At 72.6% G+C, this 23,353-nt stretch carries 22 protein-coding genes; 13 read left to right on the forward strand and 9 right to left on the reverse strand.

Annotated elements, in window-relative coordinates; translation table 11 throughout:
- The first annotated feature begins 9 nt into the window (after positions 1-9).
- Entirely contained in the window at positions 10-801 is a 792-nt protein-coding gene (locus AB0368_RS27405) for a hypothetical protein (protein WP_366156847.1), read from the forward strand.
- On the opposite strand, the gene AB0368_RS27410 is transcribed toward AB0368_RS27405, so the two are convergent.
- Complete coding sequence (locus AB0368_RS27410) at positions 802-1,425, reverse strand: TetR/AcrR family transcriptional regulator (RefSeq protein WP_366156848.1); 624 nt, start codon at positions 1,423-1,425, stop codon at positions 802-804.
- 93 nt (positions 1,426-1,518) lie between these two features.
- Between AB0368_RS27410 and AB0368_RS27415 the strand changes: the two genes are divergently transcribed.
- The 4 genes from AB0368_RS27415 to AB0368_RS27430 all read left to right on the forward strand — a co-directional run bounded on the left by AB0368_RS27415 (position 1,519) and on the right by AB0368_RS27430 (position 6,548).
- Positions 1,519-2,730: a cytochrome P450 gene (locus AB0368_RS27415; protein WP_366156849.1), complete on the forward strand. Its 1,212-nt coding sequence runs from the start codon at positions 1,519-1,521 to the stop codon at positions 2,728-2,730.
- A 16-nt stretch (positions 2,731-2,746) separates the two neighbouring features.
- Positions 2,747-3,883 (forward strand): NAD(P)/FAD-dependent oxidoreductase, encoded by a 1,137-nt coding sequence (locus AB0368_RS27420; protein ID WP_366156850.1) that lies wholly within the window; start codon positions 2,747-2,749, stop codon positions 3,881-3,883.
- A gap of 202 nt (positions 3,884-4,085) precedes the next feature.
- Positions 4,086-4,886 (forward strand): universal stress protein, encoded by an 801-nt coding sequence (locus AB0368_RS27425; protein ID WP_366156851.1) that lies wholly within the window; start codon positions 4,086-4,088, stop codon positions 4,884-4,886.
- A 102-nt stretch (positions 4,887-4,988) separates the two neighbouring features.
- A complete protein-coding gene (locus tag AB0368_RS27430) occupies positions 4,989-6,548 on the forward strand; it encodes a GGDEF domain-containing protein (RefSeq protein WP_366156852.1) in 1,560 nt (519 codons plus the stop codon).
- 4 nt (positions 6,549-6,552) lie between these two features.
- Here AB0368_RS27430 and AB0368_RS27435 read toward each other — a convergent pair whose 3' ends face one another.
- Positions 6,553-7,374: a tyrosinase family protein gene (locus tag AB0368_RS27435; RefSeq protein WP_366156853.1), complete on the reverse strand. Its 822-nt coding sequence runs from the start codon at positions 7,372-7,374 to the stop codon at positions 6,553-6,555.
- A 42-nt stretch (positions 7,375-7,416) separates the two neighbouring features.
- Positions 7,417-7,803: a tyrosinase family oxidase copper chaperone gene (locus AB0368_RS27440; RefSeq protein ID WP_366156854.1), complete on the reverse strand. Its 387-nt coding sequence runs from the start codon at positions 7,801-7,803 to the stop codon at positions 7,417-7,419.
- Positions 7,804-8,353: 550 nt separating this feature from the next.
- Between AB0368_RS27440 and AB0368_RS27445 the strand changes: the two genes are divergently transcribed.
- The 3 genes from AB0368_RS27445 to AB0368_RS27455 all read left to right on the forward strand — a co-directional run bounded on the left by AB0368_RS27445 (position 8,354) and on the right by AB0368_RS27455 (position 12,974).
- The gene (locus AB0368_RS27445; RefSeq protein ID WP_366156855.1) at positions 8,354-9,796 is read left to right on the forward strand and encodes a protein kinase; all 1,443 of its coding nucleotides are present in this window, start codon (positions 8,354-8,356) and stop codon (positions 9,794-9,796) included.
- Between the two features lie 115 nt (positions 9,797-9,911).
- The gene (locus AB0368_RS27450) at positions 9,912-11,489 is read left to right on the forward strand and encodes a methyl-accepting chemotaxis protein (RefSeq protein ID WP_366156856.1); all 1,578 of its coding nucleotides are present in this window, start codon (positions 9,912-9,914) and stop codon (positions 11,487-11,489) included.
- A gap of 75 nt (positions 11,490-11,564) precedes the next feature.
- Positions 11,565-12,974, forward strand: a complete 1,410-nt coding sequence (locus AB0368_RS27455; protein ID WP_366156857.1) for a serine/threonine-protein kinase — start codon at positions 11,565-11,567, stop codon at positions 12,972-12,974.
- Between the two features lie 3 nt (positions 12,975-12,977).
- Here the strand turns inward: AB0368_RS27455 and AB0368_RS27460 are convergent, their stop codons facing one another.
- Together AB0368_RS27460 and AB0368_RS27465 are read right to left on the reverse strand one after the other, a co-directional pair.
- Entirely contained in the window at positions 12,978-13,718 is a 741-nt protein-coding gene (locus AB0368_RS27460) for a hypothetical protein (protein ID WP_366156858.1), read from the reverse strand.
- A gap of 72 nt (positions 13,719-13,790) precedes the next feature.
- A complete protein-coding gene (locus tag AB0368_RS27465) occupies positions 13,791-14,075 on the reverse strand; it encodes a hypothetical protein (protein WP_366156859.1) in 285 nt (94 codons plus the stop codon).
- A gap of 163 nt (positions 14,076-14,238) precedes the next feature.
- On the opposite strand from AB0368_RS27465, the gene AB0368_RS27470 reads away from it, so the two are divergent.
- On the forward strand, positions 14,239-15,279 hold the full coding sequence (locus AB0368_RS27470; RefSeq protein WP_366156860.1) for a S1 family peptidase: 1,041 nt from the start codon (positions 14,239-14,241) through the stop codon (positions 15,277-15,279).
- A gap of 37 nt (positions 15,280-15,316) precedes the next feature.
- On the opposite strand, the gene AB0368_RS27475 is transcribed toward AB0368_RS27470, so the two are convergent.
- The 3 genes from AB0368_RS27475 to AB0368_RS27485 all read right to left on the reverse strand — a co-directional run bounded on the left by AB0368_RS27475 (position 15,317) and on the right by AB0368_RS27485 (position 18,931).
- A complete protein-coding gene (locus tag AB0368_RS27475; protein WP_366156861.1) occupies positions 15,317-16,969 on the reverse strand; it encodes a glycoside hydrolase family 27 protein in 1,653 nt (550 codons plus the stop codon).
- 113 nt (positions 16,970-17,082) lie between these two features.
- Positions 17,083-18,018 (reverse strand): sensor histidine kinase, encoded by a 936-nt coding sequence (locus tag AB0368_RS27480; RefSeq protein ID WP_366156862.1) that lies wholly within the window; start codon positions 18,016-18,018, stop codon positions 17,083-17,085.
- A 37-nt stretch (positions 18,019-18,055) separates the two neighbouring features.
- Entirely contained in the window at positions 18,056-18,931 is an 876-nt protein-coding gene (locus tag AB0368_RS27485) for an MEDS domain-containing protein (protein WP_366156863.1), read from the reverse strand.
- 138 nt (positions 18,932-19,069) lie between these two features.
- Between AB0368_RS27485 and AB0368_RS27490 the strand changes: the two genes are divergently transcribed.
- Positions 19,070-19,489: a helix-turn-helix domain-containing protein gene (locus tag AB0368_RS27490; protein ID WP_366156864.1), complete on the forward strand. Its 420-nt coding sequence runs from the start codon at positions 19,070-19,072 to the stop codon at positions 19,487-19,489.
- A 5-nt stretch (positions 19,490-19,494) separates the two neighbouring features.
- On the opposite strand, the gene AB0368_RS27495 is transcribed toward AB0368_RS27490, so the two are convergent.
- Entirely contained in the window at positions 19,495-21,516 is a 2,022-nt protein-coding gene (locus AB0368_RS27495; RefSeq protein WP_366156865.1) for a protein kinase, read from the reverse strand.
- Between the two features lie 121 nt (positions 21,517-21,637).
- Between AB0368_RS27495 and AB0368_RS27500 the strand changes: the two genes are divergently transcribed.
- Genes AB0368_RS27500 through AB0368_RS27510 form a run of 3 tightly spaced genes read left to right on the forward strand, consistent with a single transcriptional unit; the run spans position 21,638 to position 23,348 of the window.
- The gene (locus AB0368_RS27500) at positions 21,638-21,832 is read left to right on the forward strand and encodes a Flp family type IVb pilin (RefSeq protein ID WP_366156866.1); all 195 of its coding nucleotides are present in this window, start codon (positions 21,638-21,640) and stop codon (positions 21,830-21,832) included.
- Complete coding sequence (locus AB0368_RS27505; RefSeq protein WP_366156867.1) at positions 21,829-22,254, forward strand: TadE/TadG family type IV pilus assembly protein; 426 nt, start codon at positions 21,829-21,831, stop codon at positions 22,252-22,254. Before AB0368_RS27500 ends, AB0368_RS27505 begins: the two co-directional genes overlap by 4 nt.
- A complete protein-coding gene (locus tag AB0368_RS27510) occupies positions 22,242-23,348 on the forward strand; it encodes a pilus assembly protein TadG-related protein (RefSeq protein ID WP_366156868.1) in 1,107 nt (368 codons plus the stop codon). Before AB0368_RS27505 ends, AB0368_RS27510 begins: the two co-directional genes overlap by 13 nt.
- Positions 23,349-23,353 lie beyond the last annotated feature (5 nt).

Below are 23,353 nucleotides of genomic sequence, written 5' to 3' on the forward strand. Positions count from 1 at the left end.
AGGTACCCCATGGTCCAGGTCGACGTCTTCTGGTCGTACGCGATCGGGGCCGGTTACGGCACGGCCGCCGCCGCTTCGGCCGCGGCCCGGCCCGCCGCCCGGCTGCTGGACGACCGCCGGTTCGCCGCCACCGTGCTGTTCCTCGCCTGCGTCTTCGCCCCCAGCGGGATCTGGCTGCTGTGGCGGTTCACCGGCTGGGAGACGATGTACGCCGCGAGCAGCCCGGCCGACCTCCCGGGCTGGCTGGTCGCCGCGTTCGCGCTCACCAACGTCACCCAGGGCATGCTCGGCTACGTGGCCGCGCGGGAGCTGTGGCGGCGGGGTCATCGTTACCTCGCCTGGCTGCAGATGCCGCTCGGATACCTGGCGATGTTCTTCGTGCTGGCGCACGGCTGGGACGGCACCGGCTACCGCCGCTTCTTCGCGCCGACACCGCAAGCGTGGCAAGCCGGGACCGCTCCGGACCTGTCCTCGTTCGCCGGCAGCGAGGTGGGACTCACGCTGCTCGGGATGGGCGTCGTACTGGTGCCGCTGCTGCTGTGGCTGCAGGCGTCCTGGTGGGCCGAGGCCACCGGGGACCGGCCGGCGTCCCGGGCCGCTCTGGTGGGGCTGCTGCTGGTCACCGTGTTCGGCCTGGGGCTCGGTACGGCGGCCGCCGCGACCGCGCTCATGACGTTGCTGGGTCCGGTCGTCGGCGGCGTTGCGGCGCTGGCCCTGGCGGTCGTGGCGCTGCACCCGGCCGGGCCCGGCGGCCGGCTCGCCGGGCGCTTCCACGTCCCGGTGGGCGGCCCGCGCGGGTGATCAGCGCGGGCGATCGGCGCGCCCCTCGCGGCTGCGGGCGAGCGCGCTGAGCGCCACGTGCAGGTCGGCGATGGGCAGCGAGGCGTCCGGGTCCTCGAACCAGCGCGCGATCGACGCGCCGCCGGCGATGGTCAGCAGGAACCCGGCGAGGTCCTCGGCCAGCGGGGCCGTTCCCGGTACCCCGAACACCGATCCGAGCGAGTCGGCCAGCCATCGGCGCAACGCCAGCCGGTAGTCCGCCAGCTCCGCGCGCGCCGCCGAGCAGGCGCTCTCCTCGAGCATGCTGATGCCGACGAGCAGGCGCAGGTCGTGCGGGTGCCGTTCGAACACCTCCGCCACGGCATCCAGGAAAGCGGTGAGCCGTCGCGGCACGTCGGCACCCGGCACCGTGGTCCCGGGCAGGCCGGCCAGCAGCGCGTTCCGGGCCCGCTGGAGCACGGCCAGGTAGATGCCGTCCTTGCTGCCGAAGTGCCAGTAGATCGAGCTGGCGGGCAGGCCGCAGGCCGTGGAGATGCGCGAGATCGACGTGGCGGCGTAGCCGTACCGGGACATCAGCGTGGACGCCGCGTCCAGGATCGCCTCGCGGGACGGCGTGGTGCGCCCCTGCGTCGCCGTGTCGTTCATGCGCCGACTCTATGACATAGACAGGAATCGCTCTGTCTGGAACGCTCGATACAGAGAGATGCCCCTGTCCTCCGACGCCGCTAGGAGTCCACCATGGACGACCGCGCCCTCGATGACGTCCACGTCCTCCCCGCCGACCTGGAACGCCGTCCGGACCCGTACCCCTGGTTCGACGAGCTGCGGGCCGCGGGGCCCGTGCAGCGGGTCCGGCTCCGCGGCGGCACCGAGGCCTGGATGGTGACCCGGCACCGCGACGTGCTCGCCGCCGCCGGCGATCCGCGGCTGTCCAGCGATCCGAGCCGGGTCGACGCCGGCACGCGGATGCTCGGCACACCGACGATGCCGTCGATGCTGACCATCGATCCCCCCGATCACACCCGGCTGCGCCGCCTGGTGTCGCGTGCCTTCACCGCGCGGCGGGTGGAAGGACTGCGGCCCCGCGTCCGCGAGCTCGCCGGGGAGCTGCTCGATGCGATCGCTCCGCGCGGCCACGCCGACCTCGTCGCGGACTTCGCCTTCCCGCTGCCCGTGGCGGTCATCTGCGAGCTGCTCGGCGTACCGTTCGCGGACCGGGCCTTCTTCAGCCGGCAGAGCGCCGAGCTGCTGCGGCCTCCGGTGGACGCGGAGGGCGTCGCGCTCGTCGAGGCCGCGCGGCAGAGGCTGCGCGACTACCTCGCCGCGCTCGTGCGCAGCAAGCGGCTGCACCGCACCGACGACATGCTCGGCGACCTCGTCACCGCCGGCGAGGAGCAGCGGCTCACCGACGAGGAGCTGATCTCGATGGCCGTGCTGCTCCTGGTCGCCGGGCACGAGACCACGGTCAACCTCATCGGTACGGGCATGCTCCTGCTGCTGCGACGGCCGTACGAAATGGCGGCACTGCGCGCCGATCCGGCCCTGCTCGCCCCGGCGGTGGAGGAGTTCCTGCGCTACGACGGCCCGGTGATGACCGGCGTGGTGCGGTACACGACCGAGGACGTCGAGATCGGCGGCCGGACCGTACCGGCCGGCGAGGTGGTCGTCCTGTCGACGGGCGCCGCCAACCGGGACCCGGAGCGCTTCGACCGCCCGGACGAGGTGATCCTCGACCGCGGGGACAACCCGCACGTCGCCTTCGGCCACGGCCTGCACTTCTGCCTCGGGGCGGCGCTGGCCCGGGTGGAAGCGGTCGAGGGCATCGGCGCCCTGCTGCGGCGGCTCCCCCGCCTGACCCTCGCCGTGCCCGAGGACGAGCTGCGGTGGCGTCCCAGCCTGCTGCGCGGGCTGGGGGCGCTCCCGGTCTCCTTCGATCCCGGAGCGCGGTGATCATTACTGTGGGCCCATGAAAACCCAGGTCCTGGTGGTGGGTGCCGGTCCGGTCGGCCTGACCACGGCGCTGCTGCTCGCCTCCGCCGGCGTCGACTTCGAGGTGGTCGACGCCGGCGCCGGGCCCGTGACGCAGTCGCGCGCCACCGATCTGCACGCCGCGACGCTCGAGGCGCTCCAGCCGAGCGGCCTCACCGACGTGCTGCTCCCCCTGGGCCGCCCCACGCACCGGTTCGTCGTGCACTCACCGGACGGCCCGCTCGGCGGCTACCGGACCGACCTGGTGCGCTCGGCGTACCCGTACATCCTGACGGTGCCGCAGTGCGCCACCGAGGGAGCACTCGACGACCGCCTCGCCGCGCTGGGGCGGCGAGCGCGGCGCAACACCCGGATCGACCGGCTGTCGTGGCGACCGGACGGCGCGACCGCCGTGACCGGTGCGGGAGAGACGATCCACGCGCGCTGGGTGGTCGGCTGCGACGGAATCGGCAGCCGGGTCCGTACGGACGCCGGGATCGCATATCGCGGTACGACGTACCGGCACCCCTATCTTCTGGCCGACCTGCGCGCCGACTGTGCCCTCGAAGCCGACGCGTTGCACATGGTGCTCGATCCGGCGGGGCTGCTCGCCGTCCTCCCGATGCATCTCGAAGGCTGGCGCCGCGTGCTCGTCCAGTTGCCGGCGGGGCAGCACCCGGCGGACACCGAGCCGCTGCCCGAGTTGCTGCACCACGCCGAGCGCCGCGGGGTGCCGCTGCACGTCACGGACGTACGGTGGCACAGCGCGTTCCGCATCCACCGCCGCCTCGCCGCCACGTTCCGCCGCGGACCGGTCCTGCTCGCCGGCGACGCGGCGCACGCCTGCAGCCCGATCGGCGGCCAGGGCCTCAACCTGGGGCTCCGCGACGCGGTGACCCTGGCGGGCAGCCTCGCCGACGTCGTGCATGGGCGCGTACCGGACCGGCACCTCGACACCTGGGCCGCCGGGCGCCGCGCCCGGGCCCGCCGGGTGCTCGGCTGGACCCACCTGGCCACCCGCAGCACCACCGTACGGTCCTCCCCCGGCCGATGGCTGCGCGACGCCGCGGTGGCGGCCACCCTGCGCAGCACTGCCGGGCGCCGCCTGCTGGCCGGGACCGTCGCCGGCCGCTGAGCCCCGTTCGGTCCACGATGTGGCCATTGAGGAACGCATCGGGTGACGACTCCCGGCGCGGCCTTGCCAACGGCACCGGCGAGCGAGATTCTGGGGCTGTGCCGACATGCGCCCGGTGATCGGGTGACGATCGGGCGCCCCGGCGTGCCGGGGCGGCGACCATCGCGACCACCTGGCTCACCTGCCGATCGAGGAGGGGGCCATGATCAAGCCACGCATCGTCGTCGGGGCCGACGGTTCGGACGGCGGGACCGCGGCGGTCCGGTGGGCCGCGGCCGAGGCCGCACTGCGCGAGGCGGACCTGCGCGTGGTGACGGCGTTCCACCGCCGACGTTCCATGCTGCGGGACACCTCCGATGCGCAGGCGCGCCAGGCACCGGACGACGACACCGCCGCCGTGCTGCACGCCGCGGTGGCAGCGGCCCGGTCGGTCGCGCCCGGCATCGACGTCCGCGCGCTGGCCCTGCCGGGGTACGCGGCTCCGGTGCTGCTGCACGCCGCGGAGGTGGCCGCCCTGCTCGTCGTCGGCTCCCGCGGCAACCGCAGAATGCCCGGCCTGCCGTCCGGTTCGGTGGGCAACCAGGTGGCGACCCAGTCGCTGGGCTCCGTCGTGGTCGTCCGGGGGCGCACCGGCGCGGACGCCGCGCCGGTGCTCGTCGGCGCCGACGACAGCCCCGCCTGCGGACCGGTCATCGGCCGCGCCTTCGAGGAGGCGGCGCTGCACCGCGCCCCGCTGCTCGCGATCACCGTGCGCGCCGGGTCGGGCGACCCGGCTGCCCTCGATGATCAGCTCACGCCCTGGCAGGAGAAGTATCCCGAGGTCACGGTCGAACGGGAGGTCATCACCGGCAGCCCGGACAGGGTGCTCGCCGAGCGCTCCGGGCAGGCCCGGCTGGTCGTGGTGGGGCCACGCCGGCACGGCTTCGAGGGGGTGCTGCTCGGCGAGGTCGGGACCCGCCTGCTGCACCACGCCGGCTGCCCGGTGCTCATCGCCCGCTCCTGAGCGCCCCGGGTGCCGGTTCGCGCGTTCCGGGTTGCCGACGAGGTGCATCCCTTCATCCGGCGGCCGGGGCGCCGATCAGGTCCGGCGGAAGGAGGCCGGCCTGTGGACAACGTCGAAGTACTGTCGATCGCCCTGGTGGCGATCGAGGACCGCATGATGTGGGACGCACCCGCCACCTTCCGGACCGCTACCGAGCTGGAGCAGCGGGCGGCCGCCCTGGGCGACGAGACCCTGGTCGTTCGCGCCCGGCTCTGCCGGACGAACATGCGGCTGCGGATGGGCGAGCTCGCCGGCGCCAACCGGGAGATCCTCGAGATCCACAAGTGGGCGGTCGCGCACAACGACCGCATGCTGCAGGCTCGTACGCACCTGGTCTGGGCGAACATCCACCGGCTGCTCGGCGACGCCGCCAAGTCGCTGGAGCACTCGCTCAGCTCGGTGGAGCTGCTCGACGAGACCGCCACGCCGCACATGCAGGTCTGGCACGTCACCAAGCTGGCCGACGCGCTGGGCTTCGCCGCGTCGATGACCGACGCCCGGGTCCGCTACGCCCAGGCCGAGCAGGTCGCCCGCGAGCTGAACGAGCCGTGGCTGCACATGCAGGTGTTCAACAACCACGCCTACCTCGAGCACATCACCGGCAACCCGCAGCGCGCGGGGGACGTGGTACGCCGCCTGCTGGCCCACGCCGACGAGCACGGCTTCGAGGTCGACGCGGCGATCCTCGACACCGTCGCCGCGATCCAGATCACCAACGGCCGGTACGCCGAGGCCGAGCGGACCATGCAGCTCTGCCTCGCCCGGCACGAGACCGGCGAGCGGGACGACGCCGACGCGCTGGCCGAGTACTTCCTGACCCTGGCGAAGGCGCAGCGCGGACTCGGCGCGACCGACCAGGCCCAGGGCAGCCTGGACGCGTCCCGGACGGAATGCGTCCAGCGGGGCCTGCACGAGGTCCTGGTACGCGTCAAGCGCGAGCAGGCCGAGCTGCACGCCGCGCGCGGTGAGTTCGCCGCGGCGTTCGCGATGCACAAGGACTTCTTCGAGGCGCACGAGCAGCTGCGCTCCCAGCAGCAGGAGGCGCAGGCCCGTACCCGGCAGGCCATGTTCGAGACGGCCGAGGCCCGCGGCGAGGCCGAGCGCTTCCGCGAGCAGGCCCGCCGCGACCCGCTGACCGGGCTGCGCAACCGGCGCTACATCGACGAGGAGCTGCCGGGGCTCATCGCCTCCGACGCCCAGCTGACGGTGGCGATCGTGGACCTCGACCACTTCAAGCGGATCAACGACCAGCTCTCCCACGACGTCGGCGACCGGGTGCTGGTGCAGGCGGCGAAGATCCTCGACGCCGAGGTCGCCGAGCTCTGCCCGGACGGCTTCGTGGCCCGGCTGGGCGGCGAGGAATTCCTGCTCGTGCTGCCGCACACGCCCGTGGAGCTCGCGATCGCGCGGTTGGAGCAGATCCGCCTGGGAGTCGGCTCGTTCCCCTGGGGGGACACCACCGACGGGCTGCCTGTGACGGTGAGCATCGGCGCGGCGGGCGTCCCCGAGGCCACCGACCGCACCCAGCCACATCTGCTCTCGATCGCCGACCGCAACCTGTACGCGGCCAAGCGCGCCGGCCGCGACTGCGTCGTGACCGGCCCGCTCCGCGAAGCGGCCTGACGGATCAGGCGTAGGTGTACCAGGCCTTGTGGTCCAGCATGTCCGCCGGCCGGACGGTGTTCCAGGGCGCCATCGTGTCGTTGAGGTCGATCACGTTGGCCGTCCCACCCGTCGGGAGGTAGCTCGAGCTCGGGTGCGCGGCCTGCCAGTCCGACCAGATCTTGTCGATGTGGCAGTGGTGCAGCCAGAAGACCGGGTCGTTGGGGGACGTGCCGGCCGTCATGTCGCCGCCGACCCAGACGTGGACCTTGTTGTGCAGGTTCGGGCCGCGCCATCCCTCGACGTTGTTGCGGAAGCCGGTGGCCGAGGTGCTGTTCCACGGCGCCGCGTCGTACGTGGTGATGGCCAGCACGGACTGCAGCTGGGCGGCGGTGGGCAGGGGCTGGCCGTTGGCGCCCAGGGCCCGCCGCAGGTAGTTGCGGCTGTCGGTGCGGACGTTCACGGTCCAGTTGCCACCGCTGAACGCGAACGGGCCGGTGGTGACCCGGCCGTCGCTGCTGCGGCCGTTGCCGCCCATGAAGTCGGCGCCCCAGATCGACGACGTGGTGTCGCGGTCGACGGTCCAGTTCCAGTACGGCAGGTTCACGCTCGGGTCGATCGCCTGCAGCGCGCGCTCGAAGTCGAGCAGGAACTGGCGGTGCCAGGGCAGGAACGACGGCGACCGGTGGCCCACGCGGACGCCGTTGTCGCTGTCGCTGAGGATGAAGCTGTTGTGGGTACGGACGAACTCGTCGTACCGGCCGTTGCGCTTGAGCGCCAGGACGGCGTTGACGAAGTTGCGCCGCTCGGTGGCGGTCAGGTCACGCTGGTTCTTGCGTACGCCCATGGGAATCGAAGCCTTTCGTCGTCTGCGGAGGTCGCGGTGCGGTCAGCTGTGGTGCAGGGGCACCAGCTGGGCGCCGTCGAGCTGGTCGACAGCGGCCCGGGCGACCGCGCGCAGGGACGTGAAGGTCTCGTAGTGGTTCGACACGCTGGTGTAGGTGCCGTCGGCGTTCACCATGACGTGCAGCGGCTTGCCGTCGATCATGACGTGCGGCATGGCCGGCGCGGCGTCGCGGCTCTGCGCGCGAAGGCCGGCCGGGGCGGCCTGGATGCGGCGGCCCTTGTACGTCTCGTCGAGGCCGGCCGTGCTTTCCACGGCGGCGGCCTGCGAGCCGCTCGTGGTCAGCACCTGGACGGCCAGCGCGCCGGTGCCCACGGCGACCGTCCCGGCGGCCGCGAACTTCAGCAGTTCACGGCGGTTCATCGTGCTCATGTGTTCCTCCCCCATACGGAGACCCGGCGCGCGCAACAGAAGATCCTGAGGTTGAGGAGCGCTACAACCTGGTTTTCTATTGCGAAATTCGGCTTGGTCCGAACTTTCTTCGGCGGGTCAGCGCGGCGAAGCTAGCAATGCGATCTTGGTCAAGCAACTCCGGAAGGACGCCGGGCGCCCGGGCCGAGTGCGCTCAGTTGCTTGCAGGCTCACGTATCGACATACCGCAACGGGAAGTGCCCGATGGACGGCACACTCCCCGTGATGGATTTGCATATGTGGATGTAACGCCCCGTGTGGTGAGTTACCTCATAGCGTGCGCACAGTCACGCTCGATCGTGAACACTGTTGCGGACCGAAGGCGCCATCACTGAACGTGACCGCCCGGTACGGCGGCCGCCCCTGTTTGATCCCTTCCCAGGTCGGGTAGCATGTGCCGCATTCGCAGGACGCGATCGACATCGTGACCGGGCTGCGCCGCGGGGGAACCGCGGCGCGTCGACACGGTGAGTGATGGGCCGGGTCCGAACAACGGACGAAGGGGGTCACGATGCGATCGCTCGCCGGACGCTACCGGGTGGACGAGCCCGTCGGTCGCGGCGGCAGCGCTGTCGTGCACCGCGGCTACGACAAGACGCTCAAGCGCCCCATCGCGATCAAGCTGTTCTCGCCGTACCGGCCGGACAGCACCGAGCCCTCGGTCGACGTGCTGCGCGAGGCCCGGGCGGCCGCGGGACTGAGCCACCCGAACGTGGCACGCGTCTACGACTACGGCGAGTTCACCGAGAACAACCAGCGGCTGCCGTACCTGGTCATGGAATTCCTCGAGGGCGAGACCCTCGCCGACGAGCTGGCCCGCGGGGGTGCCCTCGAGTGGCGCCGGGCCGCCGCCATCTGCCGCGACACCGCCGCCGCGCTGGCCGCCGCGCACGAACGCGACCTCGTGCACCGCGACGTCAAGCCGCGCAACGTCATGCTGACCCCGACCGGGGTCAAGGTGCTCGACTTCGGTATCGCCGCGGCCGCCGGCCAGAACAGCTTCGACACCCACGGACGTTTGTGGGGCACCCCGGCGCACCTCGCGCCGGAGCAGCTGCGCGGCGAGCCGACCTTCGGCGCTGCAGACGTCTACGCGCTGGGCCTGCTGCTGTTCGAGTGCCTCACCGGCGTCCGCGCCTGGCCGGGCAGCAGCGTCGGGGAGATCCTCGCCGCCCGCCACGAGCGCCGGGCGCCCCGCCTGCCGCGCATCCCGGGGCTCCCCCGCGACGTCGTCCGTCTGTACGACGCCTGTGTCGCCGAGGAAGCGGACCGGCGCCCGTCGGCCGCGGAGGCAGCCGAGATCCTGCGGCACGCCGCTTCCCCGCTGCCCACTGTGCGTCCGCCGGTCGCCGTCGTCGGCAACCTTCCGGCGGCACGGCGTACCCGTTCCCGCCGCCGCGCGGCCGTCACGGCCTCGATAGCGGTCGCCGCGGCGGTCTTCAGTGTCGTCGGGCTCCAGGTGGCCAACGGCTATTCGGCACCGCGCGGCCGGCAGGCCGAGGCGGCCGTCGAGGGCCCGGCCGACGCCGTCGCGCCGACCCGTACGCCGCAGGTGTCCGCCAGGCCGCCGGCGCCCAGCATCACCCCGCGGCCGGCCACGGCCCGGCCGATCCGCGACGTGCCGGTCGCGGCCGAGCCTCCGGTCCAGCGGCAGACGGACACCCCGGCGCGGGACGTGACCACCTCGCCGACGCACCACACCTCACCCCCGGCCAAGCCGTCGAGCCGTCCCACCACCACGGCACCGACCAGGCCGTCGTCATCGCCCACACATACGCACACGCCGAGCAACCCGCCGCCGACCTCCTCGGAGCCGGAGCCGTCGGAGACCCCGACCACCAGCATGCCTTCCACCGAAGCCACCACGAGCCCGCCGCAGTCGCCGGAGCCGGTGGATCCGCCGGCATCCGCGTCGGTCCAGGTGGGAATCGTGCTCGTCGGCACGACCCCCTGAGACGCAGGACGCCGCGAGGGCGGCGGGCGGCCGAACCGCTGGCTAAGCGTCCTCCGGGATGTGCCGATCAGGGAATGTGGCCTCGTTCAAGCGCTTCCGCACCGCTCTGTCCCAGATGACGATCGCCAGGGCGCTACGTACCGGCTTCGCGGTGCTGATAGCCCTCCTGGTCGTTTCGGCCGTGGTCTCCGCTGTCTTCCTGCTTCAGGCCACCCGCCGGATCGGGGACCTGGCGAAGAGCGGCATTCCCGCGATGCGCCTCACGGGCGAGATCGACGGCATGATGAACAAGTACCGCAAGGAACAGTGGGAATTCCTCGCGGCCCTCGACGACGCCGAGACCCGCAAGGACGCCGTCGACTCGATGGCCGAAGAGGACGCCGACATGCGGGGCCTGATCAAGGACCTGCGGGCCGTCCCGACGAGCGCCGGCACCCGGACGATCCTCACCCGCTTCGAGGGCCACTGGGTGGAGTACGTCCGGATCACCGCAGCCGAGGTGTCGCTCGGCGAGGCCGGGAAGGCGGCCGAGGCCCGGGAGACGTTCGACGCCGGGCCCGGTGACGAGCAGTGGGACGGCCTGAAGGACAGCCTCGCGGCCCTGCGCGACGAGCAGACCCACGAGTCGGCCGCCTCCAGCCGCGTTGCGGACCGCCAGGCGATCATCGCGTTCGCCGTCCTGGCGGCGCTGCTGCTCGCGGGGGTGACCATCTCACTGACGGTGCGCCGGATGCTCACCCGCCGGATCACTGACGGCCTCGACCAGGTCACGGTCGCGGCCCGCGGGATCGCCCGCGGCGAGCTGGACCAGCGGGTACGGGTGGAAGCCGACGACGAGGTGGCCCGGGTGGCCGCGGCGTTCGAGGACATGGTCGGGTACCTGAACGCCAAGGCCGAGGTCTCGCAGCGGATGGCGGCCGGGGACCTCGCGGTGGAGGCGCCGGCGGCGTCGGCCGGCGACCGGCTGGGCAACGCCTTCACGGCGATGATCGACAGCCTGAACGCATCGGTACGGCAGGTGCACCGGTCCATCACCGCCCTCGACGACGCCTCGGCCGGGCTGGGCGGCGTGTCCGACGAGATCCGGGCGGCGGCCGTGGACGTCGTGACCAACGCCGAACGCCAGGTGGAGCTGCTTCACGCGGCCCAGCAGGCGGCCCGGCAGACGTCCGGCTACGTCGACGAGGGCGTGGACACGGTGACGAACCTGACCCGGGTGATGCTCGACCTGGACGAGAAGGCCGCCCGCATCGGCGGCATCGTGGACGCGATCACCCGCATCGCGGGACAGACGAACCTGCTGGCGCTGAACGCGTCGATCGAGGCCGCCCGGGCCGGCACCCAGGGCGCAGGCTTCGCCGTCGTCGCGAACGAGGTGCGCAACCTCGCGGAGGAGAGCGGCGGGGCCGCCAAGACGATCGCCGCGCTGGTCGCCGAGATCCAGCAGACGAGCTCCGAGGCGGTCACCGTGGTCGACGCCGAGGCCCGGGGAGCCTTCGAACGCATCGCCGGCGGCACCGCCGAGCTGCACTCGGCCCTGGAGGCGGTGGGCTCGTTCGCCGGCGCCAACCGGGGCTCGACCGAACGCATGGCGGCCGCGACCGCGACCGCCGCGGAATCGGTGCGCCAGCTGACCGAGACGGCGTCCGACCTGCGCGAGGTCGCCGGCCAGTTCACCGTCCGCGACGCCTGACCCCCGGCTCGCCCGCCCGGCCCGTGCAAGGTGCCTGTACCTTGTGTTCGGCGTATCGACGGGCATGGTGGGGACGTGGTGGCGGGTCGACCGGGGGCGGAGGTCGCGGCGTTGTCGCCGCGCGATCCGGCGAGCATCGGCCCGTACCGTCTCGTCGGCCGGCTCGGCGAGGGCGGCATGGGCACCGTCTATCTCGCCACCGATCCCGCCGGACGCCGGGTGGCCGTCAAGGTCGTGCGCACCCACCTCGCCGCCGACCCCGAGTTCGCCCAGCGGTTCCGCCGTGAGATCGACGGGGCCCGCCAGGTGCCGCCGTTCTGCACCGCCGAGGTCCTGGACGCGGATCCCGACCACCCGACGCCGTACCTGGTCGTCGAGTACGTCGACGGGCCCAGCCTGGCGGACGTGATCAGCCGGGACGGCCCGCTCACCGCGTCGAACCTGCACGCGCTGGCGATCGGGGTGGCCACCGCCCTGACCGCCATCCACGGCGCCGGGGTGGTCCACCGCGATCTCAAGCCCCGCAACGTCCTGCTGCCACCCGGCAGCCCGAAGGTCATCGACTTCGGCATCGCCCACGCGCTGCAGTCGACGAGCCGGCTCACCGCCGAGAACCAGATGATCGGCACGGTCGGCTACATGGCGCCGGAACGCTTCAACCCGCGGCCGGGCGCCCCGGTCGAGCCCTCCGCCGACATCTTCTCCTGGGGTGCGGTCGTCACCCTCGCCGGTACGGGCCACGAACCGTTCCGGGCCCCCTCCCCCATGGCCACGGCGGCCCGCATCATCAACGAGGAGCCGAACCTCGACGGGCTGCACGGCCCCCTGCGCGACCTCGTGGCCGAGGCGCTCGCCAAGGACCCGGCCCGGCGCCCGACGGCGCGCCAGCTCCTGGACCGACTCCTGAACCCCGGCACGGTGGCCCACGGCACCACGGTCCTGCAGGATCAGCCCGACCTCCGCGCCGCGGTCGAGGCGGTGACCTGGCGGTACGCCACCCCCGCCGGATCGGCCCGCCGTCGCCGCCGGATCGCCGTGGCCGCCGTCGTGGTCGCGCTGCTCGGCGGGGCTGCGGCCGTACCGTTGATCCAGGATCGTGGTTCTCCCGGCGGAGCCGCGGCATCGCCCGCACCGTCGGCGACCCTGTCGGCGAGCCCGGCGGCGACGCCGTCCGCGACCCCGTCGGCGGCCGACTGGGTCGGTGAGCTCCAGCAGAGCTTCGGCAGACCCGAACCGGTGCACCTGCTGTTCGCGCTCAAGGCCGACCGCGGCATCATCCGGTACCCGCGCCTCGGCTGCTCCGGCACGGTGACCGTGACCGAACGCACCAGCGAGAAGATCGTCCTGGTCGAGCGCATCGACGACGGACCCTGCAGCAAGCGGGGCGACATCGTGCTCTGGCCGACCGGCCCGGACTCGATGCTGCTGGACTACAGGGCCGCCAACGGCCAGTACACCGCCCGCGCCTCGATGACGAAGGACTGACGCTCAGGCCGCCGCGACAGTGGCGGGCCGCCAACCCCGTCGCAGCGGCGCCCCGGCCTGCACCACCGTGGCCGCGGCCTCCCGCACCAGGCTGTCACGTGTACGGCGGGCCAGCTCGGCGTCGTGCCACGCGGCCCGTTCCGCGGCCACCGCCCGCTGGTAGCGCTGCCACAGCCAGGCCACCGACGCACGGACGATCACCAGCTCCTGGTCCACCGGGTGCAGCCGCGCGTCCCAGCCGTTGCGGCCGGCCGGCGCGTCCGCCACGGCGGACGGCGGCAGGTCCCCACGGTCGGCCGCCGCGGCCACGGCACGGTGCAGGAAACGCTCGCGGGCCGCGTACTCGTCGCAGGTGCGCACCGGCACCGGCGGGCCCCACGCCGCCGCCGCGACGAGGTTCCGCAGCCGGGCGTCGGCGTCCTGCCACGCCTGCCAGGCCCCGTCGACCTCGTCCGCGGAGCGCTGCCACACCTGCTGCCAGCGCTCCGCACCCGCGGCGGCCCGGTCGGCGGCGACGCGAACCTCCCCGGCGTACCGCGCGGCCTGCGCAGCCTCCGCGGCCTGCCGCCGCAACTCCTCGCGGTGCCCGCGCAGCGCCGCGACGATCTCCCGGGCGGCCAGCCGGGGATGACGCATCCCGGTGGGGCTGCCCAGCAGCAGCAACGCTGGAAGGGTGAGCACCGTCAGCGTCGCCCAGATGACCGCCGGGGCTGGGGTGAGAAGCATGTCCGCGACCACGTTCATGTCAATTGATCCGTCCGCTCGTGCCGATGAAGGGACTGCGACCACCGAGCAGCGGACAGGCCGGTCGAGTGGTCAGGCGGACGCGGCGGGCGGCGCGCGGGAACCGCGGACACCCGCGGTGAACTGGGTGAGCAGGGCGGGGGCGCGGTCTGTGGGCGCCGATATCGCGTCCGTCGCGGAGTCCACGACGGATTCGGGCTGCTCGGGCGAGGCCGCGGCGGGCGCGGCGGCGGCGGTGACGGCCGTCCGCGGGGCGGCGGATGCCCGATGCGGAGCCGCGACCAGGGAGAGCAGCACGACCAGCAGGGCGGGCAGGAGGGCCGGCAGCAGCCTCGCGCGCAGCCCGTCTCCCGCCATGTGTCCACTCTAGCGAGTCACCCTCGGTTCCTCCGCCGCGGGACGAGCTGATCAGAATCACATTGATGACGGACAATAGGTAATATGCTAATAATTCTTGCTTTTCGTACGCCCGCTATTAACACTCCTTACCAATGAGTCCTTTCGTTGTCAGGAGGCTGTCGTGCGGAAAATCGGAATCGGATTGGCGATGGCCCTGCTCGCCGGCACCGCCGTCACGTTCGCCCCTCCGGCGGTTGCAGCGCCCATCACTCCCGCCGATGCGAATTTCGCCCTGTCCACGCTGTCCGACTCACTTGCCCGCGCGCTCGGTGACCGCTCCGCCGGCTCGTACGTCACCGGCGACGGGACCCTCGTCGTGACCGTGACCGACCCTGCCGGGGCGGCCGTTGTCAGAGCGGCCGGCGCCGTGCCGCGGCACGTGAGGCGCGGCGGCGCCACCCTCGCAAAAGCCACCGCGACGCTGCAGGCCCGGGCCCGGATCACCGGTACGGCCTGGGCCGTCGACCCGATCAGCGACCAGGTCGTGGTGACCGCCGACAGCACTGTCAGAGGTACGCGGCTCGCCCGGCTCACCTCCGTCGTGACGAGCCTGGGAGACGCCGCGCGCCTGCGGATCGAGCCCGGCACGCAGAGCACTCGCATCACCGGCGGCAACGCGATCTATGTCAGCGGCGCACGCTGTTCCCTGGGCTTCAACGTCCGCAGCGGCTCCACGCCGTACTTCCTCACCGCCGGCCACTGCACCAACATCGGCGCGACCTGGTCCGACGGCTCCACCACGCTCGGCACGCGCACCGGCACGAGTTTTCCGGGCAACGACTACGGCATCGTGCGGTACACGAACACCGGCATCTCCCGCCCCGGTGCGGTCGACCTCTACAACGGCAGCACCCGGGACATCGCCTCGGCCGGTAGCGCCACCGTGGGGCAGAGTGTGCAGCGCAGCGGCAGCACCACCGGCGTACACGGCGGAACGGTGACCGCGGTCAATGCCACGGTGAACTACGCCGAGGGACAGGTCACCGGGCTGATCCGAACGACGGTCTGCGCGGAACCCGGCGACTCCGGCGGCTCGCTCTTCGCCGGCTCGGTCGCCCTGGGACTCACCTCGGGCGGCAGCGGTAACTGCTCGTCCGGTGGTACTACGTATTTTCAGCCCGTCACCGAGGCGCTGAGTGCTTACGGCGTACAGATCTACTGACGCCGCGGTGATTCGCCGAGCCCTTTGACCCTGGTCGTCACGCGGCGGAAGGTCGGAGGAAGTCGCCGACCCACTGGGTGCCGTTCCAGCTGCCGCCGTTGGCATTGAGCTGGAGGTTCGCGGTGCCGGAGAGCAGGTTCAGGTCCTCGTAGTCGTAGTGCGGCTGCCCGTCGACGGTGAAGCTGACGCTCACCCTGACGCCGTAGATCGGGCGGGGGTCGGTGCGGTCGACGGTCACCACGGCGGGCCCGGCCGTGCTGGCGGCGGTACGCAGGAGGTCGCCGACCCAGCGTGAGCCGTTCCAGGTGGCGCCGTTGCCGTCCAGGTTCAGCGTGGTCGAGTGGTCGAGGGTGCCGGTGTCCTCGAAGTCGTCGTGCCACTCGTCGTTGATGAGGAACTCGGTGCGGACCCGCAGGCCGGTGATGGTGCGGGGATCGGTCTTGGTGATCCGGACGGCGTCCGGGGTCTCGGCGCCCGCCACCCGCAGCAGGGCGACCCCGTGAGAGGGCACCGCGGTGGTGTAGCCGCCGGTGAAGCTCCCCCGGTCGGCGCGGGCGTGCAGGTCGCGTACCGTCGCGGTGCCGGCGCCGAGCCCGATGTCGCTCCAGTCGACGTGGATGGATGCCGTCGCGGCGGCGCGGTTCCACAGTGCCACCACCCGTACACCCGAGCCTTGGACCTTCTTGGACCAGATCTCCTGGTCGCCGAGGTCGCGGATCCGGCGGCCCTGGGCCCCCAGCGGGTCCTGGTCGACCGCGATGACCTCGGGGTTGGTGAGGATCGTCCGGGTGGCCGCGTTCATGGCGGTGAGGTCGTTGCCGGCGATGAGCGGCGCCGCCATCAGCGCCCACATGCTGAAGTGGGTCTGGTACTCGGTGTCGGTCATGCCGTTGCCGTTGGTGCTGCCGGTGCCGTAGTTGCCGACCTGGAGCATGTCGGGGTCGTTGAAGTAGCCGGGGTGGGCGTACATCGCGTAGTCGTTGTTGATGTCGATGATCCGGTCGACCGGCAGCAGGCCGTTGCCCGGGTGGGAGGTGTAGTCGTCACCGATGTCGCCGGTGGTCCGCGCCTGGTTCCCGGCCTTGGGCTGCCACGGCTTGAACTCCCAGGCGCAGATGCTGTAGACGATCTGGCGGCCGGAGGCGGCGAGGGCGTCCCGCATGGTCTCGTACTGGCTCTGCTGGTCCAGCTGGGCGTTGCAGTTGTCGTACTTGAGCAGGTCGACGCCCCAGGCGGCGTACGACCGTGCGTCCTGGTACTCGTGGCCCTGGGAGCCCGGCCGGCCCGCGCAGGTCAGCGTGCCGCGGTCGGAGTAGACGCCGAACTTCAGCCCGCGGGCGTGGATGTAGTCGCCCAGCGCCTTCATGCCGCCCGGGAACCGGACCGGGTCCGCGACGATGTTTCCCGCGCTGTCCCGGCTGGACTGCCAGCAGTCGTCCACGTTGATGTAGCGGTATCCGGCGTCGCGCATGCCGGTGCTCACCATCGCGTCGGCCTGCCGGCGGACCAGCGCCTCGTTGATGTTGCACTGGTAGCGGTTCCAGCTGTTCCACCCCATGACCGGGGTCCGCTCCAGGCCGTTGTCGAGCGCCGCCGCCGGCCGATGGTGGGCGTCGATCGCCGCCGTGCCGGCGAGCATCAGCGAGGTCAGCAGCGCGCAGAGGGCGGCTCGGGACCGGGTGGGTCGCACGGCGGGACTCCTTACGTCGACGATCGTCGATGTCCCGTACAGTGTGCCCGTGCCGACAAAGCTCCACAAGAACAGATATGGATTACGATCGATTTCGTTCGGTCGTGTCGGGTTCAGCGGTGCTTGTGCAGGCGGATCGTGGTGCCCGCCGGACATGAGTGCACGCGTACCAGGTCGCACAGGTCATGCGTCAGGATCAGGCCGAAGCCGCCTGGACGTTCCCGGTCCGGCATCCGCCGGCCGGCGAGCGGATCGGTCAGGTGACCGGTGTCCTCCACCTGGCAGACGAGCATGCCCGGCTCGGTCCAGACAGTCATCCGCCCGTGGCCCGGCGTGTGCTCGATCGTGTTCGCGGCCAGCTCGTTCGCGGCCAGCACCAGTTCCTCCGTGCTGTCCGGGGAGAGGAAGGCGGACGCGTGCCGCCGCACGAAGCAGCGCACCGCCGCCAGCGACGAGTGCTCGCCGTAGGAGAGCGTCTCCGCGTCCGCCGGCGGCGGCGGGAGTGGTTGGTTGAAGGCGTGCGCCGTCTCCAGCGGATCGGCGTACCGGTCGCTGACGCGGATGTCCCCGAACTCGATCATCATCGGGTGGGTGAGCCAGGCGTCCTCGATCACCGAGTCGTCCAGCCGCTCGGCGTCGTACGGGCACAGGATCGCGGCGTCCCGGCCGGCGAACACCGCGTTGATCACGGCCTCGTGCATGGCGCAGGCCGGATACTCCAGTTCCGTGCGGCCCGGCCAGATGGGCTCGCCGACCATCGCCACCCGGCGTCCCGGGTGGTCGGCCGCGAACTTCGTCAGCACCCGCGGCAGGATCCGGCCAGGGTTGCGGCCGGCCACCGCCATGTCGGCGAAGACGACCCGGTCGGCGACGTCGGTCAGGGCGTTCCGGAGAAGGCCGAGGTTCGTCCCGGGCACGGCGACCAGGACCGGATTGTGCTCGGCCACCGCGGAGCGTACGAACGCCGTGGTGCCGGTGAGGTACTCGTCGTCGCCGCGATACAGCAGCGCCGGGTGGTCGAAGCCTGAATCGGACCTGAGGCCGTTCATGCGGTGGATCCCTCTTCGCACACGAAGGTGCAGTCGGTCATGCGGAGTTCCTGGCGACGTCCGATTTCTGGTCCTGCCCGAGCCGGCTGCCGTGGAAGTCGAGCAGCCGGATCAGCGCCGGGGAGCTGCCCACGAGCCGCAGCCGGCCTTCCGCACGGTCCGCCGCCTGCGCCAGGATACCGGCGGCCGCCGTGTCGGCGAACCGCAACCCGGACACGTCGACCACGGCGTGGCCGTCGGCGGGCAGCTCGTCGACGAGGCGGGCGACCACCGTACTGAGCGCCTGCCGGTTGAACATGTCCGCCTCGCCCTCCAGCCGTAGCCCGTACGGGCGCCGCGTGCGCCGTATGCGCAGCGTGGAACCCGGATCGAACGGCATCCCCGTCCCGGCGGCCCCGGGGTGCGCGCCCGCGTGCCGGCGCAGACTGAGCGGGTCGAAAAGCCGGCGATCGTACGCGCAGACACCCAGCAGGTAACCCTCAGCGAAGAACGAGTTGAGCTCGGCTTCGTAACGGGGCAAATGCTCCGCACCCGGTAACGGCCGGCTCGCCCAGGACATGTCGGCGATCAGGCGCAGCCCCGCGAAGCCGTCCCGGCGCGCCTCCTCCTGCTCCTGCTGGAGGCAGGCGAAGGCCGCGGCCGGATCGAAGGCTCCGGCGACCAGGAAGGTCGACTCCACCGTCGACGTCCGGAGGCTGCCCGAGGCCACCGCCTCGGCGACGGGCACCCCGCGGCGCTCGATACCGGAGATCATTCCGTCGGGGTCGGCACCGGAATAGATGACCCGGTCACATTCCCGGAGGCCCGCCAGCACGACACCGGCCAGCGTGTCGAGGCGTGCGGTCTCGTCGTCGACGATCCAGCAGACGTGGTCGCCCCGGGTGACTCGATCGAGTAGCGCTGCCCCGGCCACGAACCTTCCCTCGTCCTCACGGTTTGTCTGCGATTCACCGTACTCGCCGGAGGGGCCCGCGGCGCTGACCCGATGGAGTGACAGCGAGGTCCCTAAGCTTCCGCATCTTCCGGCAGAGGCCGCTGTTACAGTCCTTTGATGGCGCAGGAGCTCTACTCCGTCGAGCAGGTAGCCGAGCGGCTCGGGCTGCACGTGCGCACCATTCGCAACTACGTCCGGGACGGGCGGCTCAAGGCGGTCCGGATCGGCAAGCAGTACCGGATCGCGCACGCCGACCTTCAGGCGCTGACCGGCGGCGCCGAGGCCGGCGGCGCCGAGGCGGACGCCGCCGGGGTGTCGAATGTGGAGGTCTCCACCGTCGTGGCGATCGACGCCGTCGGTCGCCGGGCGGCGGACCGGGTGAGCAACACCGTCGTGGCTGCCGCCGAAGGGCTGCGCGTGCAGACGATCTACGACGAGGACCGCGCCCACCTGAAGGTCGTCATCTTCGGGGACCTCGAGACGACCGCGGGCATGCTGCAGATCATCCACACGCTCGTGGACGCGAACCGCACCTAGCGCTCCTATCCCAGGGTGTACGCGGTGGCGCCGCTCCCGATGCCGGCTATCAGCATCGTGGAGCTGACGTCCAGGCGGCTCGCCGGTCCGGCCGTGGTCGTCGACCAGAGCGTCGTGCCGGTGGCCGGATCCACCTCGTGCAGCACGGAGTCATGGGCGCCGGCGAAGAGCCGATCCCCGCCGGCCGCGGCGACGGCGGGGTTGAGCAGCGGGCGGCGCCACCGGACGGCGCCGGTGCCGGCGTCCATCGCGACCAGGCCGGCATGGCGCAGGGTGAGCTCCTCGCTGGTGACCGCCGCCACCACGAGCCCACCGGCGGCGGCGAGCCCGGCCACCTCGACCGTCACGCCCGAGTCCTGTTCCGTGAGGCCCTGCACCGGCCCGTCCGGGTGCTGCACGACGGGCACGGCCCAGCTCCGCCTGCCGGTGCGGGCGTCCACAGCGACCAGGGTCCACCCCTCATGGTCGAGGATGACGGCGTACGCGCGGTCGCCGTGACCCCACAGGGTGACGCTGTGGTCGGCTGCGGTGGACAGCCGAGTCTTCCAGAGCACTGTGGCGCCCCGCGTGTCGATGCCGCAGAGCAGGGACTCGTCTCCGCGGGTGACGACGACGCAGAACACGCCGTCCGGGCCGGCGACCTGCTGGTAACCGAAGTGCTCGTCGATCCGCAGGCGCCACCGCTGCCGGCCGGTGGTGGCGTCGTACGCGATCATGGTCGAGCCCGCGCCGCTCGATGCCGGCTGGACCAGGAAGAGCCCGTCCGCTCCGGCAACGCTGGTCGCCTCGACGGGGCTTCGCCAGCGCACCGCTCCAGTGCCGGCGTCCAGGGCCCGGTAGCCCTTGGACCCGTCGACGAGCACCATGGAGGTGCCGATCGCGCCGACCCGCCACACGTCGCCGGGTCCGCTGCGCCAGCGTTGCTCGCCGGTCTCCGCGTCCAGAGCCACCACCGCGTCGGCGTGCCGGCTCACGAATGTGGAGCCCACCAGCACGGCGCCGGGCACGTCGTCGCGCTGCCAGGCGGGCCGGCCGAGGCCCACGGGGCGGGGCGGCGCCGAGGGCGAGGTCCGGTTGCCTTCCCTGCGCGCCGTACCCCAGAAGCCTCCGCCGATCGCCGCCGCCGCGGTGACGCCCGCGCCGGTGAGCAGGAGCCGCCGGGACACCCTCGGCCGCCGGACGGCGCCGCCGAGCAGCAACCGGCGGCTCTCCTCGGCGGTCGGCCGCTTGCCCGGGTCGGCGCTCAGCAGCCGCATCAGCAGCGGGGCCAGGTCGCCGGCCCGCTGCGGCGGGCGGATCTCATGACGGGTGTACGCGACCAGCATCGGCAGGTACCCGTCGCGCTGGAACGGCCCCCGGCCCTCGATCGCGTAGTACAGCGTGGCGCCGAAGCCGAACACGTCGGCGGCCGGGCCGGGCGGCAGCCCCCTGGCCTGTTCCGGGGCGAGGTAGCCCGGGGTGCCGAGCGCCACGCCGGTCTCGGTGAGGGTCTCGGCGTCGGGCAGGACGGCCAGCCCGAAGTCGGTCAGCCGGACCCGGTCCCCCTCGGACACGAGCACGTTGGCCGGCTTGACGTCGCGGTGCGTGATGCCGGCCCGGTGAGCGGCCTCGAGTGCCGCCAGCAGTTGCAGCGCGATGCCGACAGCGCGGCCGACCGGCAACGGCCCGTCGTCGGCCACCACGTCCTTCAGCGACTGTCCGGTGACGAGCTCCATGACGATCCAGGGCCGGCCGTCGTGCTCGACGATGTCGTACACGCCGACGATGCCGGGGTGATCCAGCGCGGCGGCGGCGCGGGCCTCGCGCAGGCTGCGCTCGCGTCCCTGGGCCACGGTCCGGTCGGAGCTGCCCCAGCCGTGCCGCAGCTCCTTGACGGCGACCCGGCGGTGCAGCACCTCGTCGCGGCCGGACCAGACCACTCCCATGCCGCCGCTGCCGATGCGCCGCAGCAGGCGGTAGCGGCCGCCCACGAGGAGGCCCTCCCCCGGGCCGGCGAGCTGATCCGGTCGGTCGGCGAAGGGCGGCACGGGGCCACGCTAGTCCACCGCCGCCAGCGGAACGATCTCAAGAAAAGCTCAAAAAAGAGCTCATGACTTTGAGTCACAGGTCGACTACAAGGCGCAACACCGGATCATTCAAGGAGTAAACATGGTCACTCGCATCGTCCAGACCCTGGTCAGCACCGCCGCCGGCAACGACGACGAAGGCGCCACGGCCGTGGAGTACGGCCTGATGGTGGCCCTCATCGCGGTCGTCATCATCGGCGCGGTGATCCTGCTCGGCGACAACCTCAGCGGCATGTTCGGCGGCGTGGCCGACCAGGTGCAGGCGCCGACCCCGTGAGCCGGGAGGGACGTGGCCGGCAAGGGGGGCCGGCCACGCCCGCGCCCGGCGAGCAGGGAGCGGCGGCGGTGGAGATGGCGCTGGTCCTGCCTCTGCTGCTGCTCCTGTTGTTCGGGATCATCGACTTCGGCCGCGCGTTGAACGCCCAGATCACCGTCACCGAGGCGGCGCGCGAAGGGGCCAGGGCCGCGGCCCTGGGACTCGACGGCCGCGCCCGCGTCACGTCGGCCGCCGGAACCGTCACGGTCGACTCCCTCCAGATCACCCCGTGCGCCGGCGACCTGAGCGCCGACGCCGTGGTGCGCGTGTCGCACGCCTTCCGCCCGGTGACCCCGATCGGTTCCCTGATGAGCTTCTTCGGCGGCCGGTCCGACGGGTCCTTCCCCATCGTCGCGCGAGGAGTCATGCCATGCGTCGGTTGACCGTACGGCGCCGGCCGGCCCGCGGCGACGACGGCGCGATCGCCGCGACCGTCGCGCTGTTGCTCGGCGTCGGCGTCCTGCTCGGCGTGGCCGCGGTCGTGGTCGACGTCGGCCGGCTCTACGCCGAACGCGAGCAGCTGCAGAGCGGCGCGGACGCGGCGGCCTGGGCGATCGGCGAGGGCTGCGCCACGACGCCCGCCGGGTGCGCGGACCAGGCTTCCACCGCCGGGCGGTACGCCGACGGCAACGCCGCCGACGCCGCGGCCACCGTGACCGCGATCTGCGGTACCGGACCGGGCCTGCCCCCGTGCCCCGCCGCGGCGGAGAACCGGACCGGCTGCCTGGGCGTCGTGCCGCAGACGGTCCCGTACGCGGAGGTCCGCGTCGAGACCCGGCTGCCCGACGGCACGACCGTGCTGCCGCCGGTGTTCGCCCGCACGCTCAGCGGCGGGTACGACGGCACGAGCGTCGGCGCCTGCGCCCGGGTCGCGTGGGGGCCGCCCAAGGTGGCGGAGGGCTTCGGCGTGACGTTCTCGCTCTGTGAATGGCAGGAACTCACCGGGAACGGGACGACGTTCTGGCCCTCTCCCGCGGTGGGCGTACCGCCGGCGGCCGCCGAGCGCGTCATCCGGCTCAAGGGCCCGGCCGGCGTGAGCACCTGCCCGGCCGGCCCGTCCGGCTGGGACCGCCCGGGCGGCTTCGGCTGGCTCGACGACCCCTCCGCGTCCTGCGCGGTGACCGTCGAGGCGGACGGCACCTTCGGCGGCAACACCGGGAACTCGGTGTCGAAGCCGTGCAAGGACGCCATGGAGGGGGCGCTGGAGGCGCACAGCGTCGTGTTGATCCCGGTCTACGACACCGTGCGGTCGCAGGGCGCGCGGACCACGTACCACCTGACCGGCTTCGCCTCCTTCGTCCTGACCGGATACGCGCAATCCGGGTTCTCCGCACCGTCGTGGCTCAGCGGCCGGCGGCTGTGCGGCGGCTCCGAACGGTGCCTGTACGGCTACTTCGTCCGTGGCCTCGTCCGTACGACGGGCGCAGAGATCGGCGGGCCGGACCTCGGCGCCGCCATCGTCAATCTCGTCGGCTGACACAG

Origin of the sequence: Actinoplanes sp. NPDC051475, from assembly GCF_040689425.1 — a bacterium.
GTDB lineage: Bacteria > Actinomycetota > Actinomycetes > Mycobacteriales > Micromonosporaceae > Actinoplanes.

Bases quoted from the DNA above. Each gene is read 5' to 3' on its own strand.
- AB0368_RS27450 (WP_366156856.1), top strand. From the start codon at position 9,912: ATGACGATCGCCAGGGCGCTACGTACCGGCTTCGCGGTGCTGATAGCC.
- AB0368_RS27410 (WP_366156848.1), bottom strand. From the start codon at position 1,425: ATGAACGACACGGCGACGCAGGGGCGCACCACGCCGTCCCGCGAGGCG.
- AB0368_RS27415 (WP_366156849.1), top strand. From the start codon at position 1,519: ATGGACGACCGCGCCCTCGATGACGTCCACGTCCTCCCCGCCGACCTG.
- AB0368_RS27440 (WP_366156854.1), bottom strand. From the start codon at position 7,803: ATGAGCACGATGAACCGCCGTGAACTGCTGAAGTTCGCGGCCGCCGGG.
- AB0368_RS27435 (WP_366156853.1), bottom strand. From the start codon at position 7,374: ATGGGCGTACGCAAGAACCAGCGTGACCTGACCGCCACCGAGCGGCGC.
- AB0368_RS27445 (WP_366156855.1), top strand. From the start codon at position 8,354: ATGCGATCGCTCGCCGGACGCTACCGGGTGGACGAGCCCGTCGGTCGC.
- AB0368_RS27490 (WP_366156864.1), top strand. From the start codon at position 19,070: ATGGCGCAGGAGCTCTACTCCGTCGAGCAGGTAGCCGAGCGGCTCGGG.
- AB0368_RS27425 (WP_366156851.1), top strand. From the start codon at position 4,086: ATGATCAAGCCACGCATCGTCGTCGGGGCCGACGGTTCGGACGGCGGG.
- AB0368_RS27420 (WP_366156850.1), top strand. From the start codon at position 2,747: ATGAAAACCCAGGTCCTGGTGGTGGGTGCCGGTCCGGTCGGCCTGACC.
- AB0368_RS27510 (WP_366156868.1), top strand. From the start codon at position 22,242: ATGCGTCGGTTGACCGTACGGCGCCGGCCGGCCCGCGGCGACGACGGC.
- AB0368_RS27500 (WP_366156866.1), top strand. From the start codon at position 21,638: ATGGTCACTCGCATCGTCCAGACCCTGGTCAGCACCGCCGCCGGCAAC.
- AB0368_RS27460 (WP_366156858.1), bottom strand. From the start codon at position 13,718: ATGAACGTGGTCGCGGACATGCTTCTCACCCCAGCCCCGGCGGTCATC.
- AB0368_RS27405 (WP_366156847.1), top strand. From the start codon at position 10: ATGGTCCAGGTCGACGTCTTCTGGTCGTACGCGATCGGGGCCGGTTAC.
- AB0368_RS27480 (WP_366156862.1), bottom strand. From the start codon at position 18,018: ATGAACGGCCTCAGGTCCGATTCAGGCTTCGACCACCCGGCGCTGCTG.
- AB0368_RS27465 (WP_366156859.1), bottom strand. From the start codon at position 14,075: ATGGCGGGAGACGGGCTGCGCGCGAGGCTGCTGCCGGCCCTCCTGCCC.